This is a genomic window from Streptococcus sp. HN38, assembly GCF_028335765.1.
Taxonomy (GTDB): domain Bacteria; phylum Bacillota; class Bacilli; order Lactobacillales; family Streptococcaceae; genus Streptococcus; species Streptococcus suis_P.
Map to the genome: position 1 here is coordinate 693,003 of NZ_CP116604.1, position 17,602 is coordinate 710,604.

Sequence of the window (17,602 nt, forward strand, 5' to 3'; positions counted from 1 at the left end):
GGAAAATGAAGGATACTGTTATTTTAATAAATAGTTGCGATGCTTATTCAGATGTCTGGGAACCATTTTTCAAAATACTTGAAAAAACGTGGCCAGAAATTTCAAATTATAGAATCATTTTAAATACAGAAACAAAACAATATCAAAATCAATATTTTGATGTTAAGGTTATGAATGTTTTACCAGGGAAAACACCGAGTATTCCATGGGGAGAGCGTCTCTTAGATGTACTAGGACGTTTAGAAGAGAAATATGTGATTTTCCTATTAGAAGATTTCTTTTTTGAAGAAAAAGTGAATCATACCCTCATAGAGAAATATTTAACCTATCTCAAAAATAATCAGGATATTGCGACATTATCGCTAACTTCTCCTATGGATTCTAAAGAACTTGAATCTTATCAAAAAACTTCTCTTTATGAAGAATTTGCTGAACGTGGTCAAAAGGCATATTATAAATTAAATGCTGGGCCAGGTATTTGGAGAAAATCAGCTCTTGTTGAATTTACCAGGGCCACAGATAATCCTTGGGAATGGGAATTTTTTGGCAGTATGCGGACTTGGTTTTCTAACTCAAAATTCTATGGACTCAAGCAAGAAACTGAACCAGTTTTTAAATATGATATAGAGCATGGTGGCGCCGTTCATAGAGGAAAGTGGGTCGGATATAAGTTGGATGAAATAATCGAAAAATATAATCTGACGATTGACTTTTCTAAGCGTCCAATAGAATATGATTGGATGGCAGATGAGCCTAAATCCGTACCTATTTTGCTACGTCTTCCAAGTATCTTGAAAAACCGTTCAAAGGCTTTCATAACGATTTGTGGCAGTTTTCTTAAATATCGTTTAATGAGGAGTAGGTAATGGTAGATATTTGTGTTATTATGAGTGTTTACAATGAACCGTTGGAGTATGTTGAACAATCAATTGATTCAATTTTAAATCAAACGAAAAAGGATTTTCAATTTCTTATTATTTGTGATAATCCCATGCGTTCAGAGTTATTAGAGTTTTTATCTGACTATGAAATGGTAGATTCTCGTATAACTATTTCTGTAAACGATACAAATATAGGTCTAGCAGCCAGCTTAAATAGGGCAATAAATCTTGTTGAAGCCCGTTACTATGTAAGGATGGATGCAGATGATGTTTCTTTTCAACATAGGTTAGAGGTCCAATTTGCTTACATGGAGGCGAATAAGGACTGTGCTATTATTTCAAGTTGTCACTCATTACTAAACGATAGTCAACTTGCATATCAAGAAGAAATACCGTATCAACTTTCTCCGCATGGTTTACGTAAAATCTTGCTATGGGGGTGCCCAATTTTGCATTCTTCCATTATGGTTCGTGGAGAGGTTTATAGAAAATTAGGTGGCTATAGAAGTTTGCCTGTTGCTGAGGACTATGATTTTTATTTAAGAGCACTTACTGCCGGATGTAACATTGAAAAAATAAGTGATGTATTATTGACTTACAGAATAAATCCTAATAGTATGACTCACTCAAACATCTATAAAACAATATGCTTAACCCATTATATACGAAGAATGTATAGAGAACGTCTCAGAAAGGGACAAGATTCTCATTCTGAAGAAAAATTATTAGCTTTTGTGAATCAGTATCAGCTTGACAACCCTGTTTATATTCAGAAGAGAAATCAAATCTGGGAAAATTTTAAAGCTTTTAAATCAAAGAAACAGTATCTTTTCTTACTATTTCTATTAATCAAAACACCGTGGCTATCAAAGTATGTGCTAGAAGGAATATTTTATAAATATACATTAAACAAATTTAGGAAGGTAATCCCCCATGTTTAAAGGAAAAACACTATTAATTACAGGTGGAACAGGTTCTTTCGGGAATGCTGTGTTAAATCGCTTTTTGGCGACAGATATTGCAGAAATTCGTGTTTTTTCTCGCGATGAGAAAAAACAAGATGATATGCGCCATGAATTTCAGGCTAAGATGCCCGAAGTTGCTCATAAAATTAGTTTCTATTTGGGAGATGTTCGTGATTTGCAGTCGGTTAAAAATGCCATGCACGATGTGGACTATGTATTTCATGCGGCTGCTTTGAAGCAGGTGCCGTCTTGTGAATTTTTCCCTATTGAAGCAGTGAAGACGAATGTGATTGGAACAGAGAATGTATTGACAGCGGCTATTGACGCAGGTGTTGAAAGTGTTATCTGTTTATCAACAGATAAAGCTGCTTATCCAGTTAATGCTATGGGAACTTCTAAAGCTATGATGGAAAAAGTTGTTGTGGCTAAGAGTCGAACGACTACAAAAACGAAAATCTGCTGTACTCGTTATGGCAACGTTATGTGTTCACGTGGTTCTGTTATCCCTCTCTGGATTGAACAGATTAAATCAGGTCAGCCATTGACAATCACAGATGGTAGCATGACACGTTTTATCATGAGCCTTGAGGAAGCAGTAGATTTGGTTCTCTTTGCCTTTGAAAATGGTCAACCAGGAGATATTCTTGTTCAGAAGGCTCCTGCTTGTACGATTCAAACCCAAGCAGAGGCAGTGTGTGAGTTGTTTGGAGGAGATAAAGAAGCGATTCGTGTCATTGGGGTTCGTCATGGAGAAAAAATGTACGAAACCTTATTGACAAACGAAGAATGTGCTAATGCAATTGATTTGGGTGATTTCTATCGTGTGCCTTGCGACAACCGTAATTTGAATTACGATAAGTATTTCAATCAAGGAGATGTTGAACGTAATCCACTGACAGAATTTAATAGCAATAATACAGAGTTGTTATCAGTAGAACAAACCAAGGAAAAAATTGCTTCCTTGGCCTACATTCAAGAAGAAATGGCAAAGTTAGGATAAGTAAGAATGACAAAATATACAGAAGTAAATTGGAAAAACAATGGCAAACTGAAACTTTTGATTATTGTTGGAACTCGCCCAGAAATCATTCGCTTGTCAGAGGTTATTAAGAAAACCCGTCGTTATTTTGATGTGGTTCTAGCTCATACTGGTCAAAACTATGATTATAACTTAAATGGCATCTTCTTCCACGATTTAAATTTGGAGGAGCCAGAGGTCTATCTAAATGCTGTAGGTAGTGATTTGGGTGAGACCATGGGGAATATCATTGCAGAAAGCTATAAACTGATGGTTGCGATTCAACCAGATGCAGTGCTTGTTTTGGGTGATACCAATTCTTGTCTTTCTGTTATTGGTGCTAAACGCTTGCACATTCCTATTTTCCACATGGAAGCCGGAAATAGAAGTAAGGATGAATGTCTACCGGAAGAGACCAATCGCCGTATTGTCGATATTATTTCTGATGTCAATATGGCTTACTCCGAGCACGCCCGTCGTTATCTAGCTGATAATGGCCTACCTAAGGAGAGAACCTATGTGACGGGTTCGCCGATGGCTGAGGTTTTAAGAGTGAATTTAGAAAAAATTGAGTCATCGGATATCCACCAGCGTTTGGGTCTTGAAAAAGGGCGCTATATTCTGTTGTCTGCGCACCGTGAAGAAAATATTGATACCGACAAGAACTTCATCAGTTTGTTCACTGCTGTAAATAAGATGGCTGAGAAATACGATATGCCAATTCTGTATTCTTGCCATCCACGCAGTAAAAACAAGTTGGAATCATCAGGTTTTGTTTTGGATAAACGTGTTATCCAGCATGAGCCGCTAGGATTCCATGACTATAATTGTTTACAGATGAATGCTTATGCTGTCGTTTCTGATTCAGGAACTCTACCAGAAGAATCGAGTTTCTTCACTTCAGTTGACAAGCCTTTCCCAGCAGTTTGTATTCGGACCAGTACGGAGCGGCCAGAGGCCTTAGATAAGGCAGATTTCATTCTTTCTGGAATTGATGAAATTGGTCTCCTGCAGGCGGTTGATGTGGCTGTAGCTATGAATGAGCACAAACATTTAGGCTTGCCAGTACCTGATTATGTGGATGAAAATGTATCAGATAAGGTTGTAAAAATTATTCAATCCTATACTAACATCGTCAATAAGATGGTTTGGCGTAAATACTAAGGAGACTTCCTATGAAAATTTTAGTAACAGGCGCAAAGGGAATGGTTGGAACGGCATTGGTAAATCACTTGAAGACGATTCAAAGTGGGAAAAACAGAACGAGGCCCAATATCCATATCCAGTCCATTTTTGAATATGATATAGATTCTACGATTGAGGAATTAGAGCAGTATTGCCAAGAGGCGGACTTTGTTTTTAATCTTGCGGGTGTAAATCGTCCCGAGAATATTGAGGAATTTATGCAGGGTAATTTTGGCTTCGCCAGTCAGCTATTGGAACAGCTCAAAAAGTACAATAGTAAGGCTCCTATTATGCTATCTTCTTCCATTCAGGCAACCTTAATTGGGCGCTATGGTGATGGGGAATACGGAAAAAGCAAGCTGGCAGGGGAGGAATTGTTCTTTCAATATGGTCAGGAACAGGGAGTAAAGGTAGCAGTTTACCGTTTTCCGAATTTGATGGGGCATTCCAGACCCAATTACAATTCGGCTGTATCAACATTTTGTTGGGCGATTGCCAATGATCAATCTTATTCAGTTTCAGATCCTAAGGCGGAAGTTGAACTGCTCTACATTGATGATTTAGTAGATGGTATGTTGGATTTGTTGGAGGGCAAGGAAGTTTATTGTAACTATGAGGGGCTAACTCCAGTTGAGGATATTAGTGGCAAATATGCTTGGATTCCAACCACTCATCGTGTCACCTTGGGAGAAATTATTGCTCTCTTGGAATCTTTCAAGCAACAACCATTGACCTTGATGATGCCCAAGATTCCAGCCAACTCCTTTGCGAAGAAATTATTTTCACTCTATTTGACTTACTTGCCGACAGAAAAGTTCAAATATGGTCTAAAAATGAATGTGGATGATAGAGGTTCTTTCACGGAGTTGTTACACACAGCTGATTGTGGTCAGGTTAGTATCAATATTAGCAAGCCAGGTATTACCAAGGGTCAACATTGGCACAGTAGCAAGTGGGAGCAATTCATAGTAGTTAGTGGCAGAGGTCTCATTCAGCAGAGAAATATTGTCACGGGTGAATTTGTGGAATTTGAAGTGTCTGGAGATACCATTGAAGCTATCTATATGATTCCTGGTTGGACTCATAATATTATTAATCTTTCGGATACAGAAAATTTAGTCACGGTCATGACCTGTAATGAGATTTTTGATCCGAATCGACCGGATACCTTTTTTGAAGAAGTTTGATAAAGTGACAGTTTTCTTGAATATATAGTAAAATTCTCCTAATTATGGAACATAACTACGATTAATAATTTCTATGTGGTTTTTGGAATAGTTCTTTTCCAACTCTTTATCAAGAATGATATGTTTTGGTAGTCCGAAATGTTTTCAGAATAAGTATTGAAGAGTCAGCTAGAATGTGAGGGTTAATTGTATTTTTTGAAGTTTTACTATAATTACAATTGTTATTTTTAATGGATTCATTTTATATCTTAGATAGGCAAGGGTTGTGGAGATATTTTAAGAGTAGTACTGATAAATGGTTAATAATAGTTGCATATTTCGTAACAGCCCAATAACAAGGTATCTATCTACTCCCTCCCTCCTCCAGTATACTGTTAGAGCCCGTCCCATTGACTGTTCCCCAATATTGCCACTTTGAGAAGAAAGGCAGGAATGATATTCTGATGAAAATTCGTCTCGGAAAAGTGGAAGTCACATTCTTTCACTCTATCAATCCCTGAAGTAATGGAAACTATCTTGGATAAGGTGCTACATTTTGACCATCCGACTCAGTGATTTAGGCCAAGTCTTCTTGGTTTGCGGGAAAACGGATATGTGTCAGGGGATTGACTCTCTCGCCTACCTTGTCAAAAGTCAATTCAATTTGAATCTCTTCTCCGGTCAGGTCTATCTCTTCTGCGGCGATCGAAAAGACCGATTCAAGTCTCTTTACTGGGACGGACAAGGATTTTGGTTATTGTATAAACGTTTTGAAAATGGGAAATTGACCTGGCCAAACAATGAAGAGGAGGTCAAGGCTCTAACTTCCGAACAAGTAGATTGGCTCATGAAAGGATTTTCTATCATTCCAAAAATAAATGTTTCAAAAAGTCGTGATTTCTATTGAAATCATGGTAACCGCCCAATAACAAGGTATATTGAAAAAGGCTCCAAAGTCCTGTCGACCTGGAACCTTTTTTATACTAAGTTACTCTACATATTCTGTAGTTTGGACAGAAATGAAAATAAAATATTTAGATTGGATAGTCCTCTAGACATTTCTAAGTTCTTAATTTTTTGCCAAGAGTCCAAATAATCATTAGTAATTGCTTTAGCATTAAAAATGTCCATTAGCTGCTCTGGATCTTCATCAATTGAGTCTAAGAGTTCATCTAGTGATCTCCTCTTTTGATTATCTGGTAATATTTTCTCAAATAACACGTGTTCTAAGTTCAATGAATTATAGTAGATAGAATAAGAAATCTGCGTTCTGTTAAATGTCAATATGCTTTCGTCTAGTGGTTTAATAATTTTTGACAATTTAGTAGATTTAGTTTGTCGACTTCGCAGCACGTCTTTTTTCTTGGTTTCGTTTCTACAGACGATTGTTTTATTTTCCAAGTCATACTCGAATTCAGCAACTGTTGGATTAACGATATATTCAACAGGATTTACATATATGCCATCAGTATCTGTAATAAAAGCTACATGTATAATATCTGTCGGATTTAGTTTGTAATGCTTTATATAGTTTTCGACTTGTTCTTTTAAAATTGTTGGTCCACTTTTTTTGAAATTTTCATCATTGGTAAAAATATCACCACCGTGTACCCTAATGTCAATATCTGTCTGCTCGAATGATTCTTTAAAATAGTCAACAATAAGATCTAAACAGTCTGCATCGGTAGTGCCTTCAACAAAAATAAGAAAAACTTTATTTACTGTTTTATTCGCCAATATATCTACCTGCCTTCCTTAAAGAACGACGAATTTTAGATTGACTTTTCCCTGAATATAACTCTTCATCTGCACCACCTAGTAAAATAGAACGAAGATAGACATCTCGTAAATTATTTGTCGTTTTTATTCCTTTTAATGTAATATATCGATTATCAGGGTTTGTTGTTGAAAAACGAATTTGTCGAGTTGGCAACATTTCTAGGACACGTAGGTTATGTGATGTAAAGATTAATTGTCCTTGAGTATCTTTTGAGAAAATTTCAATTAATTCACCAAGTAAATATTCAAATATTCCAGAATCTAATTCATCAATCACTGCTACTGTATCAGGCTGATTGAATACTTCTACTATTACTCCAATCATACTAATAATTTTTTTAATTCCTTCAGATTCATGGATTAATGAAAAGACTTTTCCATTGCGATTAGCGAAAAAATGAACTGTATCAAGTTGAGTACCATTTTGGTTTGTACTAGTATCACTAATGTTCATTTCAATGGTGAGATCCGGTATAATCGTAGGTATGATTTCATTCATATATTTAACAGTTTCTTCATATATAGGAATGATTTCACGCGGAACTGGGAAACCGCCTTTACTTAATATAGCTGGGAGTGTCCCTTGGAAACCATAGTCACCGTCTTGATAATTTATATTTATGGGCATGGTTCCCATACCTATCATATTTGCTGATTGTTGTGTATAAATTCGGATATGTTCACCGAATTTTTTAAATATACTTATGACTTCCTTTTCAGTTAGATTTCCTTCGCTTCGTTCAATCCTAGTTGTAAAATTTTTTGAAAATAAGTAGGAAGAGTATTCGCGCATAGATGAGTTTGTTAAGAATTCGATGGCATCATTGCTAAGAATTTTTGTACGACTTTTTAACATACCCGCATTTTGCTCGGGATTATCTAAAATATTTAAAATAGAGAATTCATATAAAGATTTAAATCTTTCATAAGGTTTCAATGATTTATATAAAATGGATTCTTTTGCTACAAAGACGGTCTGTTCATTCGTGGATTCATTTGAAATAAATTCCACCTTATAACGTAAAACCAAATTGTCTTCATCTTCTATTTCTATAAGAATAGAAGGTAGCTCATTTTTCTCATTATCTGTATTAAAAATTCCCAAACTATTATCTGGGATAGGTCTACCAGCAATTAACTGCTTAATAATTTCCATTGCATCAACTACAGTAGTTTTTCCCGATCCATTTTGACCATATATTCCTAAAACATTAACAAATCCATTATTATCCCAAAACTTGATATTTCCATAATCAACATTTTTTAGATGTTTTATTGTTAGTTCCCTTAATTTGATAGACATATGATTATCTCCTATATTTTCATATAATAATTATATCACAATTCGCTAAATAGTGCCAAAATTGATATAAAAAATAACGATTTTGAAATAAAATCTGATTATTGCTTGGTAATAAAGAATTGTTAAACAAATTTATTAAGTCTGTTGCTATCCAATAAATGACTAGAAAGCTATTCATTAGCTTTTACCAATACAAATGCTATGTTCAATTTTGTTATTGCCTACGATATTATAAGCAATTGAGACTGAAGATATAGGCATATGGAAAAATAGAAATTGGAGCGTTTTTAGGGGAACGTTTTTTAGTGCTACTATACAGGACGGTTACTAGAAAATTTTTAGATGTCATGCTATAATATAGCTAGAATATTTTCCGAATAAATAGATAGAGAGTATTTCTTAATCATATTATTTGGAGGATAGAGATGACAAAACGTCGTCAGGCAATCAGTCCTATGGCTGATATTATTGCAAAAAAGATTTTCAATGACCACGAAATTACCATTGACTTTATTGATACCTTTTTAGGTTTTCGTCCCAAATCTGTTCAGATATTGAATGGGACTATCGCGGATGTGAAAAAAGAAAGGACTAGACACTTTAGTACAACGGTAGATATTTTGGCTCGGTTAGAAGATGGGACACAGGTTATTATCGAGATTCAGGTTGCCTATCAGAATAGTTTTATCAAGCGTTTGTGGACCTATACTTGTCAACATCTGGTCAAGGACTTGCCCAATGTTCGTGAGAAGGTTACGCAGACGCATGATATGTATAATAAAATTTCTCCGATTTATTCGATTGCTTTAGTAGCGAGTAAGTATTTCGATGACGAAAAACCTATTCACAGTTTTGTAATGACTGAAAAAGATAGCGGTCAAATCTTAGAATTACCATTTGGTGACCAGGAAGAATTAAGGAAACCATTTGAAATGGTTATCATTGAGCTGAAAAAGTTTCGTAAGGGTCAACTTAGGAAAAATCAACGCCAATGGATTGAATTTTTTGCAAATAGAGAATTTAGTCAATCGACATCAGATATTATTGAAAAGGCAGAGAATCTGCTAAACAGAAATACATGGACAGAGGAGGAAATCGAAATGGTAGATCAATGGTTGCGTAATGCCTCCAATCATTTTGGGGAATTGGAAAGTTCTTTTATACGTGGTAGAAATCGTGGAAAGGAAGAAGGAAGAGCCGAAGGTCTAGAGGAGGGAAGAACCGAAGGTCTAGAAGAAGGAAGTCTACAAAAAAGTTTAGATGTTGCACAAAAATTATTAGCTAGAGGTCTTGACATAGAGGATGTGTTAGAAATAACAGGACTAACTTCGGAACAGTTGACTCAATTCTCGCAAGAACATCAGTTTTAGGAGGTAGTGAAAATGGTAGATCAATGGTTGCGTAATGCCTCCAATCATTTTGGGGAATTGGAAAGTTCTTTTATACGTGGGCGAAATCGTGGAAAGGAAGAAGGTCGATTAGAAGGTAGTATACAAAAAAGTTTAGAAGTTGCTCAGCGCTTATTAAACAGAGGTCTTGGCATAGAAGATGTTTTAGAAATCACCGGCTTAACTTCAGAACAGTTGGCTTCCCTTTCACAAGACCATCAGTTTTAGGAGGTAGTGAAAATGGTAGATCAATGGTTGCGTAATGCCTCCAATCATTTTGGGGAATTGGAAAGCTCTTTTATACGTGGTAGAAATCGTGGAAAGGAAGAAGGAAGTCTACAAAAAAGTTTAGATGTTGCACAAAAATTATTAGCTAGAGGTCTTGACATAGAGGATGTGTTAGAAATAACAGGACTAACTTCGGAACAGTTGACTCGATTTTCGAAAGAACATCAGTTCTAGGAGGAAAATACAAAATATATGAAACATTACGACTACTTAGTTGTTGGTGCAGGTCTGTTCGGAGCGGTCTTTGCTCATGAGGCAGCTAAAAAGGGTAAAAAAATAAAGGTTATCGAAAAACGAGAACACATTGCAGGTAACATCTATACAAAAGAAGTAGAAGGTATTCAAGTTCATGAGTATGGTGCACATATCTTTCATACTTCCGAAAAAGAAATTTGGGATTATGTCAATCAATTTGCGGAGTTCAACCGCTATACAAACACACCAGTCGCTAACTACAAGGGTGAGATTTACAATCTTCCCTTCAACATGAATACCTTTAACAAGCTTTGGGGTGTGGTGACCCCTGCTGAAGCAGCAGCGAAGATTGCTGAGCAACGAGCTGTATTGGGAGGTAAAACACCTGAGAACTTGGAAGAGCAAGCCATCTCACTAGTTGGTACAGACATCTATGAAAAATTGATCAAGTCATACACCGAGAAACAATGGGAGAAACCATGTACGGAGTTACCTGCCTTCATCATCCGTCGTTTGCCCGTGCGTTTGACTTATGATAATAACTACTTTAACGATACTTATCAAGGTATTCCAATCGGTGGCTACACGCAGATTGTTGAAAAAATGTTGGAACATGAGAATATTGATGTTGAGACAAATGTTGATTTCTTTGCCAATAAAGAAGAATATTTGTCAAACTTTCCAAAGGTTGTGTTCACAGGTATGATTGATGAGTTTTTTGATTACCAACTTGGTGAATTGGAATATCGTAGCCTCCGTTTTGAAACTGAAGTCTTGGATATGGAAAATTACCAAGGTAATGCGGTTGTCAACTATACAGATAGCGAGACACCATATACTCGAATCATCGAACACAAACATTTTGAGTACGGAACTCAAGAAAAAACCATTATTACTCGTGAGTATTCGAAGACTTGGAAGCGTGGTGATGAGCCTTACTATCCAGTTAACAATGACCGTAATAATAAACTCTATACTGCCTATAAGCGCCTTGCAGAACAACAAGAAAATGTTATTTTCGGCGGCCGTCTGGGTCACTATCGTTACTACGATATGCACCAGGTTATCGGAGCAGCCTTGCAATGTGTGAGAAATGAAGTTGGGGAATGGTTTTGAGAAGTCATCAAAGTAGTAATTGATTCTTGGCAGAAGTTGATACTCTTCGAAAATCAAAATTATCCGTTGTCAACTTGCCTTGATGAGTGAAAAGCTCCAGTGGAGGTTTTCAGCCTGTTACCTTGAAATAAGATAGTAACAGAGTTCTATCTTCGACTTCGTTTCCTAGGCTACTTTTGATTTTCGTTGAGTATGAAATGCTCTCAAAATATTAATCAAAAAAAAAACCAGAAATTCTGGTTTTTTTTGATTATTGAATTGCTGCCAACAGGTCAGCTGCTTGTTGCTCGAGTTTTGTTAGAGTTTCGTCAGATAACTCCAATACACCTGTTCCCCATGCTTCGGGATTGATGGTTGAACCTGTAAATTCACCAGCAATCTGAGTACGGATAAATGGAAGAAGGTGTTGGAAGTCTTTGAATAGGTGGTCGTGACCACTGTTTGCGACTGCAGAGACAGTTGTGATTTTATCTTGTAGGATAGATGGTCCTTTTGGATTGGATAAATCGAGCGAACGACTGAGCCAATCGAGAGCATTTTTTACGATGCCTGGGATTGCATAGTTATATACTGGTGAGAAAATCCAGATAGCATCCGCAGCGTCTACTTGTGCACGTAGCTCTGCAATTTCAGGAAGGATAGGTGTCTCGATGTCTTGGTTGAATAGGGGAATTTTTGCAAGATCAATGTAAGATACTTTAGCCTTATCAGCCAAGAACGCTTCAGCTTTTTTGGCCATTTGATGGTTAAAAGAACCGTCACGTAGTGAACCAACTAAAAACAATACGTTTGCCATGATGGCCTCCTTTTCATAAAAACATAAATTTAGTATATCGTATTTGTCTTTTGTTGGCAATCCTAGGTCTGCTGATTCTTGAATTTTTTAAGTATCTCGGCTAATTGGTCTTGTTCTTCTGAACTAAGGACAGAAAAAATCTTTCCAACGTGATCATAATGCTCTGGAAGGATTTTTTCAATGGTTTCGCGTCCAAGTGGAGTGAGAGCAATCAAGGAAGCACGACGGTCATTTGTATCGATAGTCTTGTAGATATAACCATCTCGAATCATGTTTTTTATAACGACAGTCATGTTGCCAGATGTACTTAATAATTTATCAATTAAGTCTTGAATTCGCAGATTTCCTTTGTTGTAGAGTGCCTCCATCACTCCAAACTGACAAACTGTCAGTCCGTATTTTTTGATTGTTTCTAATTCTGCTTTTGTGATAGTATTAGCTGCTCTGCGAAAGACGACTAGACTGTGAAGTGCATGCTTGTTCTCGTTTAAAGATTGTTCAACAGTTCTCATGAGAATATTTTAGCAATAAATAGTTCGGTTATCAAGCAAAAAAAGTTAAATCCTATATTCATAGGGAAAGTACTTTATATAGCATAGAGGAGCTGAACTGTGGGTCTCAGTTCTTGTATTCGTTCTCTGTCTGAAGGAGAATGAAAGTTTATTCACAATTCAATTACGGAAAAAATGGAAATATGCTTTAACTTGTAGTATAATAGGACTACTATGGAAAAAAAGATTTTTCAACTTTTGGAAGTATTGGCAACGAAGAAGGGACAGCTGATAGCTGGTTCCTTTATACTCCTAAGTGTCATGACTTTTTCGATATTCGTTATTTGGGACCTTGCAGCTAAGCCTTTTTCTGATGTGCAGAATCACGCTATTTCTGTAGCTCGAGACTATACGGATATGGAGGTTGTTGATGATGTCTCTATCTACAACGGGACAGAAACATACTTTAGCGTGCAAGGAAAGACGAGTCAGGGGGAAATGATTGCGGTTATCATTCCTGAAGAGACAAATACTGTGTACGTTTATCCAATGGCGAATGGTATTTCTAAGGAAGAAGCGCAGGCAGTCGCTACAGAGAATGGTGCGTCAGCAGCTGATAGGGTGATTCTAGGTTTTAGGGATGACAAACCAATTTGGGAGGTCAAATCTGGGACAGCTTATTATTTAGTAAATTTTGAAACAGGAGATTTTATCAAGAAGGAGGGCTTATGAGCAAGCTATCAAAACGTGTCTTAGAAATGGAAGAAAGTGTCACGCTGGCAGCCGGTGCGCGTGCAAAAGCCCTGAAGGCAGAAGGACGTGATATTTTAGAGCTGACCTTGGGTGAGCCAGACTTTGTCACACCGAAGAATATTCAAGAAGCGGCGGTTCGTTCTATTGAAAATGGCGAGGCCAGCTTTTACACAGTGGCTTCAGGTCTGCCAGAATTGAAGGACGCGGTCAATACTTATTTTGAGAAGTTCTACGGCTACTCCATCGAACGCAATCAAGTTGTTCTTGCCACAGGTGCCAAGTTTGTTCTCTACGCCTTCTTTGCGGCGGTTATCAATCCTGGTGATGAGGTTCTCATTCCAACACCTTACTGGGTTTCCTATGCTGACCAGATTAAGATGAACGAAGGCGTGCCAGTCTTTGTCACTGCGACGGAAGAGTATAATTTCAAGGTAACGGTTGACCAGTTGGAAGCGGCTCGGACAGACAAGACCAAGGTCCTCTTGCTCAACAGCCCGTCCAACCCGACTGGCATGATATACAGTCGTGAGGAATTGGAAGCAATTGGAAACTGGGCTGTGGAACACGACATTCTCATCTTAGCAGATGATATTTACGGCCGTTTGGTCTATAACGGTAATACCTTCACACCGATTTCTAGTATTTCAGAAAGCATTCGCCAGCAGACTATTGTGGTCAATGGTGTGGCAAAAGCCTATGCCATGACAGGTTGGCGGGTTGGATTTGCCGTTGGTAATCCTGAGATTATTGCGGCCATGAGTAAGATTGTCGGACAAACGACGTCAAACCTAACAACCGCTGCTCAGTATGCAGCCATTGAAGCCTTTACAGGTCCTCAAGATACGGTAGAAACTATGCGTCAGGCCTTTGAAGAGCGACTCAATACCATTTATCCCTTGTTGGCAGAAGTACCAGGTTTTGAAGTGATTAAGCCAGAAGGCGCCTTCTATCTCTTCCCGAATGTTAAAAAAGCTATGGAAATGAAGGGCTACACAGATGTGACTGAATTTACCACTGCTATCTTGGAAGAAGTAGGGGTAGCCTTGGTAACAGGTGCAGGTTTTGGAGCTCCTGAAAATATCCGCCTCAGCTATGCGACCGATATGGGCACACTCAAAGAAGCAGTGGCTCGCCTACATACGTTTATGAAAAAATAAAAAGAGGAAAAATAATGTCTAGAAAATTGATTACCATTAACCAAGTCAAAGATTACGTCGGTCAAGAAGTGACCATTGGTGCCTGGGTTGCCAACAAATCAGGCAAGGGCAAGTTAGCCTTCCTGCAATTGCGTGACGGAACAGCCTTCTTCCAAGCAGTTGCCTTCAAGCCAAACTTCATCGAAAAATTCGGTGAAGAAGCAGGTACGGAGAAGTTTGATGTAGCAAAACGCCTCAGCCAAGAAACGTCTGTCTATGTGACAGGGATTGTCAAGGAAGACGAGCGTTCTAAGTTTGGTTACGAGTTGGATGTGACAGACCTTGAAGTGATCGGTGAGTCACAAGATTACCCAATCACACCAAAGGAACACGGTACGGACTTCCTTATGGATAACCGTCATCTCTGGTTGCGTTCTCGTAAACAGGTCGCTATCCAGCAAATCCGTAACGCCATCATCTATGCGACTTATGAATTCTTTGAAAAGAATGGCTTTATCAAGTTTGATAGCCCAATCTTGTCTGGAAATGCGGCAGAAGATTCAACAGAATTGTTCGAAACAGACTACTTTGGTCAACCTGCCTACCTTAGCCAATCTGGTCAGCTTTATCTTGAAGCCGGTGCTATGGCCCTTGGTCGTGTTTTCGACTTTGGACCTGTTTTCCGTGCGGAAAAATCAAAAACTCGCCGTCACTTGACTGAGTTCTGGATGATGGATGCCGAGTATTCATTCCTCAGCCATGAAGAGTCACTTGACTTGCAAGAAGCTTATGTCAAAGCCTTGATTCAAGGGGTTATCGACCGTGCGCCACAAGCCTTGGAAACTCTTGAGCGTGATGTGGATGCTCTCAAACGCTACATTGCAGAGCCATTCAAACGTGTGGCTTATGATGATGCCATTACCCTTCTTCAAGAACATGAAGCTGATGAAGATACAGACTACGAACACATCGAGCATGGTGATGACTTTGGATCACCTCATGAAACTTGGATTTCAAACTACTTTGGTGTACCGACTTTCGTTGTTAACTATCCAGCAAGCTTCAAGGCCTTCTACATGAAGCCAGTTCCAGGTAATCCAGAGCGCGTGCTTTGTGCGGACCTCTTGGCTCCAGAAGGCTACGGTGAAATTATCGGTGGTTCGATGCGTGAGGACAACTACGATGCTTTGGTAGCCAAGATGGACGAACTTGGTATGGACAAGTCAGAATACGAATTCTACCTTGACCTGCGTAAATACGGCTCTGTGCCACACGGCGGTTTCGGTATCGGTATTGAGCGTATGGTAACCTTCGTTGCTGGTACAAAACACATCCGTGAAGCCATTCCGTTTCCACGTATGTTGCACCGCTTGCATCCATAAGCAAATCAATAGATATACAAACAGACTACAAACGTGGTCTGTTTTCTTGCTTTTTTAATGAATGTTATTTATAATTATTCTAAATAAAATCGTGGAGAGGAAAATGAAGCAAGAAAGTTTAGGAAAACGTATTATCAAACTAGCCCTGCCTGCTACGGTGGAAAATATCTTTCAGACCTTGGTTGGTTTTGTGGATACCCTCTTGATTGCCCAACTGGGTCTAGTAGCGGTGACGGCAGTGGGTTTGGCCAACACCATTCTCAACGTCTATTTGGCTGTTTACATAGCTTTGGGGGTGGCGGCTACTGCCTTGGTTTCTCGTTCGATTGGTGCGGGAAACAAGGAAGCGGTGGCCTATCAGGTGCGTCAGGCGGCTGTCTTAGCAACCGTATTCGGCTTGGTATTTGGTCTCCTGTCGCTTGTTTTCGGGAGGCAGATGCTGGTCTTAATGGGAGCAGATGCGGAGAGTTTGGCTGGCGCCCAGGCCTTTTTTTACTGGGTTGGTGGTTTGACGATTTTTCAGGCCTTGATGACTATTTTGGGAACAATCCTGCGGGCATCTGGGGAGTGGGAAAGAACTCGACTAGTTAAAAAAGAGTTCGTCAACAATTCATCATTTCTGGTTGTTGACCTGAAACAGTCTATCCCCAGACTGTTTCACTCCCACCCCCGCACAGCTCAAACTGTCTGGGGGACAGTTTGAGGTTGGAGATGAAGCGAACTCTGTTCGCCTCAGTCGTAGAGGTCAGATTTGGAGTGTAAAACACGAATTGCTGAGATTTGCTTCGCAAATCTTATCTCCAACCTTTAACAGTCCACTGGACTGTTAAACCCAATCAACCACTGCGCTGAGATGTTGAAACGAACTCTGAAAAGTGGTGCTAGGCTTTTTGCCCAACCCCTATGAAAATGAGCTTACTGACCAATGGTTTTAATGTTGTCTTGGACTATTTCTTGATTTTTGGTATTGGCTCTTGGTCAGGTTGGGGGATTGTAGGGACAGCCTTGGGAACCGTCTTAGCTCGCTTGCTTGGTACAGTCTTGCTTTACCGAAAGGTGCAACAGACTGACTTGGCAGTTGATCTCAAGCAACTGTTCCACTTGGGAAGTCCTAAGGAAATGGTGGATTTGACCTTACCTGCAGCAGCCGAACGCTTGGTTATGCGGTTGGGACAGGTTGTCTATTTCAGTTTGATTGTGGGGCTGGGGACGACTGTCTATGCTTCTCATATGATTGCAGGTAATATCGAGAGTTTTACCTATATGCCTGCCTATGGTCTTGCGACAGCGGCGGCGGTTTTGATCGGTCAAGCCTTGGGAAAGGGGGACATCCTCACAGTTAGACGGGTCGCATTTCTTAGCTCTGCCTATGGTGTTGCCATCATGTCCCTGCTGGGAATCGTCTTATTTTTCGGAGCTCCAAGTTTTGCTCTGCTATTTACCAAAGACTTAGAAGCTGTCAGCCAAGTCGTCACAGCTTTACGTATCGATGCTTTTAACCAGCCGGGGCTGGCGGTTTCTTTGATCATGGCTGGCGCTCTGCAGGGCTTGGGGGATACCAAGTCGCCACTCTACTCCACAGCAGTCGGGATGTGGGGGCTGCGCGTTTTAGGCGTTGTCGTCTTGGGTCAGTTGCTGGGTTTAGGAATCGCTGGGGTCTGGCTGTCGATTCTGATTGACCTGTTGTTGCGAGCAATTTTTCTGACTTGGAGATTTATTGTACAAACACGAAAACTGGCTGAATAGGTCAGTTTTTTGGT

18 protein-coding genes and 1 pseudogene are annotated in these 17,602 nt (G+C 39.1%); 15 read left to right on the forward strand and 4 right to left on the reverse strand.

Annotation, left to right across the window (positions count from 1 at the left end):
- The first annotated feature begins 5 nt into the window (after positions 1 to 5).
- The 6 genes from PHA78_RS03365 to tnpB all read left to right on the forward strand — a co-directional run bounded on the left by PHA78_RS03365 (position 6) and on the right by tnpB (position 6,122).
- Complete coding sequence (locus PHA78_RS03365; protein WP_044755402.1) at positions 6 to 866, forward strand: hypothetical protein; 861 nt, start codon at positions 6 to 8, stop codon at positions 864 to 866.
- Positions 866 to 1,822: a glycosyltransferase gene (locus PHA78_RS03370; protein WP_105104889.1), complete on the forward strand. Its 957-nt coding sequence runs from the start codon at positions 866 to 868 to the stop codon at positions 1,820 to 1,822. The genes PHA78_RS03365 and PHA78_RS03370 overlap by 1 nt, the downstream gene beginning before the upstream one ends.
- Positions 1,815 to 2,846, forward strand: coding sequence for a polysaccharide biosynthesis protein (locus PHA78_RS03375; RefSeq protein WP_044755403.1), 1,032 nt, complete (start codon positions 1,815 to 1,817; stop codon positions 2,844 to 2,846). The genes PHA78_RS03370 and PHA78_RS03375 overlap by 8 nt, the downstream gene beginning before the upstream one ends.
- A gap of 6 nt (positions 2,847 to 2,852) precedes the next feature.
- Positions 2,853 to 4,028: a non-hydrolyzing UDP-N-acetylglucosamine 2-epimerase gene (wecB, locus tag PHA78_RS03380; protein ID WP_172042709.1), complete on the forward strand. Its 1,176-nt coding sequence runs from the start codon at positions 2,853 to 2,855 to the stop codon at positions 4,026 to 4,028.
- Positions 4,029 to 4,039: 11 nt separating this feature from the next.
- On the forward strand, positions 4,040 to 5,236 hold the full coding sequence (locus PHA78_RS03385) for a polysaccharide biosynthesis C-terminal domain-containing protein (protein ID WP_024415928.1): 1,197 nt from the start codon (positions 4,040 to 4,042) through the stop codon (positions 5,234 to 5,236).
- 535 nt (positions 5,237 to 5,771) lie between these two features.
- Entirely contained in the window at positions 5,772 to 6,122 is a 351-nt protein-coding gene (gene tnpB / locus PHA78_RS03395; RefSeq protein WP_105129658.1) for an IS66 family insertion sequence element accessory protein TnpB, read from the forward strand.
- A gap of 86 nt (positions 6,123 to 6,208) precedes the next feature.
- Here tnpB and PHA78_RS03400 read toward each other — a convergent pair whose 3' ends face one another.
- Positions 6,209 to 6,952, reverse strand: a complete 744-nt coding sequence (locus PHA78_RS03400) for a hypothetical protein (protein WP_044673300.1) — start codon at positions 6,950 to 6,952, stop codon at positions 6,209 to 6,211.
- Positions 6,942 to 8,297, reverse strand: a complete 1,356-nt coding sequence (locus PHA78_RS03405; protein ID WP_024378234.1) for an ATP-binding protein — start codon at positions 8,295 to 8,297, stop codon at positions 6,942 to 6,944. Before PHA78_RS03405 ends, PHA78_RS03400 begins: the two co-directional genes overlap by 11 nt.
- A gap of 425 nt (positions 8,298 to 8,722) precedes the next feature.
- Here PHA78_RS03405 and PHA78_RS03410 point away from each other — a divergent pair, with 425 nt between their 5' ends.
- From PHA78_RS03410 to glf, 4 genes are read left to right on the forward strand one after another with little or no spacing between them, the layout of a single operon-like run.
- Positions 8,723 to 9,667, forward strand: a complete 945-nt coding sequence (locus PHA78_RS03410; RefSeq protein WP_029185292.1) for an Rpn family recombination-promoting nuclease/putative transposase — start codon at positions 8,723 to 8,725, stop codon at positions 9,665 to 9,667.
- A 12-nt stretch (positions 9,668 to 9,679) separates the two neighbouring features.
- Positions 9,680 to 9,913, forward strand: coding sequence for a hypothetical protein (locus PHA78_RS03415; protein ID WP_029176568.1), 234 nt, complete (start codon positions 9,680 to 9,682; stop codon positions 9,911 to 9,913).
- Between the two features lie 12 nt (positions 9,914 to 9,925).
- Positions 9,926 to 10,147 (forward strand): hypothetical protein, encoded by a 222-nt coding sequence (locus PHA78_RS03420; protein WP_024378909.1) that lies wholly within the window; start codon positions 9,926 to 9,928, stop codon positions 10,145 to 10,147.
- A gap of 18 nt (positions 10,148 to 10,165) precedes the next feature.
- Complete coding sequence (glf, locus tag PHA78_RS03425; RefSeq protein WP_272158453.1) at positions 10,166 to 11,284, forward strand: UDP-galactopyranose mutase; 1,119 nt, start codon at positions 10,166 to 10,168, stop codon at positions 11,282 to 11,284.
- 250 nt (positions 11,285 to 11,534) lie between these two features.
- Here the strand turns inward: glf and PHA78_RS03430 are convergent, their stop codons facing one another.
- Both PHA78_RS03430 and PHA78_RS03435 read right to left on the reverse strand, forming a co-directional pair.
- Complete coding sequence (locus tag PHA78_RS03430) at positions 11,535 to 12,080, reverse strand: NADPH-dependent FMN reductase (RefSeq protein WP_272158454.1); 546 nt, start codon at positions 12,078 to 12,080, stop codon at positions 11,535 to 11,537.
- 62 nt (positions 12,081 to 12,142) lie between these two features.
- Positions 12,143 to 12,592: a MarR family winged helix-turn-helix transcriptional regulator gene (locus tag PHA78_RS03435; RefSeq protein WP_024415988.1), complete on the reverse strand. Its 450-nt coding sequence runs from the start codon at positions 12,590 to 12,592 to the stop codon at positions 12,143 to 12,145.
- 213 nt (positions 12,593 to 12,805) lie between these two features.
- On the opposite strand from PHA78_RS03435, the gene PHA78_RS03440 reads away from it, so the two are divergent.
- The 5 genes and pseudogenes from PHA78_RS03440 to PHA78_RS03460 all read left to right on the forward strand — a co-directional run.
- Positions 12,806 to 13,303 (forward strand): cell wall elongation regulator TseB-like domain-containing protein, encoded by a 498-nt coding sequence (locus PHA78_RS03440; RefSeq protein ID WP_024415987.1) that lies wholly within the window; start codon positions 12,806 to 12,808, stop codon positions 13,301 to 13,303.
- The gene (locus PHA78_RS03445; RefSeq protein ID WP_272158455.1) at positions 13,300 to 14,481 is read left to right on the forward strand and encodes a pyridoxal phosphate-dependent aminotransferase; all 1,182 of its coding nucleotides are present in this window, start codon (positions 13,300 to 13,302) and stop codon (positions 14,479 to 14,481) included. Before PHA78_RS03440 ends, PHA78_RS03445 begins: the two co-directional genes overlap by 4 nt.
- Positions 14,482 to 14,495: 14 nt before the next feature.
- Positions 14,496 to 15,842 carry an asparagine--tRNA ligase gene (gene asnS / locus PHA78_RS03450; RefSeq protein WP_002941729.1) on the forward strand — a complete coding sequence of 449 codons (1,347 nt, stop codon included), beginning with the start codon at positions 14,496 to 14,498 and terminating at the stop codon, positions 15,840 to 15,842.
- Between the two features lie 103 nt (positions 15,843 to 15,945).
- Positions 15,946 to 16,545 (forward strand): MATE family efflux transporter, encoded by a 600-nt coding sequence (locus tag PHA78_RS03455; protein WP_272158456.1) that lies wholly within the window; start codon positions 15,946 to 15,948, stop codon positions 16,543 to 16,545.
- 197 nt (positions 16,546 to 16,742) lie between these two features.
- Positions 16,743 to 17,588 (forward strand): annotated as a pseudogene (locus PHA78_RS03460) (MATE family efflux transporter); the annotation flags it as partial.
- Positions 17,589 to 17,602: the final 14 nt, after the last annotated feature.

Coding starts and splice junctions, on each gene's coding strand:
- PHA78_RS03365 (WP_044755402.1), top strand. CDS start 6: ATGAAGGATACTGTTATTTTAATAAATAGTTGCGATGCTTATTCAGAT.
- PHA78_RS03370 (WP_105104889.1), top strand. CDS start 866: ATGGTAGATATTTGTGTTATTATGAGTGTTTACAATGAACCGTTGGAG.
- PHA78_RS03375 (WP_044755403.1), top strand. CDS start 1,815: ATGTTTAAAGGAAAAACACTATTAATTACAGGTGGAACAGGTTCTTTC.
- wecB (WP_172042709.1), top strand. CDS start 2,853: ATGACAAAATATACAGAAGTAAATTGGAAAAACAATGGCAAACTGAAA.
- PHA78_RS03385 (WP_024415928.1), top strand. CDS start 4,040: ATGAAAATTTTAGTAACAGGCGCAAAGGGAATGGTTGGAACGGCATTG.
- PHA78_RS03405 (WP_024378234.1), bottom strand. CDS start 8,297: ATGTCTATCAAATTAAGGGAACTAACAATAAAACATCTAAAAAATGTT.
- PHA78_RS03410 (WP_029185292.1), top strand. CDS start 8,723: ATGACAAAACGTCGTCAGGCAATCAGTCCTATGGCTGATATTATTGCA.
- PHA78_RS03415 (WP_029176568.1), top strand. CDS start 9,680: ATGGTAGATCAATGGTTGCGTAATGCCTCCAATCATTTTGGGGAATTG.
- PHA78_RS03420 (WP_024378909.1), top strand. CDS start 9,926: ATGGTAGATCAATGGTTGCGTAATGCCTCCAATCATTTTGGGGAATTG.
- glf (WP_272158453.1), top strand. CDS start 10,166: ATGAAACATTACGACTACTTAGTTGTTGGTGCAGGTCTGTTCGGAGCG.
- PHA78_RS03430 (WP_272158454.1), bottom strand. CDS start 12,080: ATGGCAAACGTATTGTTTTTAGTTGGTTCACTACGTGACGGTTCTTTT.
- PHA78_RS03435 (WP_024415988.1), bottom strand. CDS start 12,592: ATGAGAACTGTTGAACAATCTTTAAACGAGAACAAGCATGCACTTCAC.
- PHA78_RS03440 (WP_024415987.1), top strand. CDS start 12,806: ATGGAAAAAAAGATTTTTCAACTTTTGGAAGTATTGGCAACGAAGAAG.
- PHA78_RS03445 (WP_272158455.1), top strand. CDS start 13,300: ATGAGCAAGCTATCAAAACGTGTCTTAGAAATGGAAGAAAGTGTCACG.
- asnS (WP_002941729.1), top strand. CDS start 14,496: ATGTCTAGAAAATTGATTACCATTAACCAAGTCAAAGATTACGTCGGT.
- PHA78_RS03455 (WP_272158456.1), top strand. CDS start 15,946: ATGAAGCAAGAAAGTTTAGGAAAACGTATTATCAAACTAGCCCTGCCT.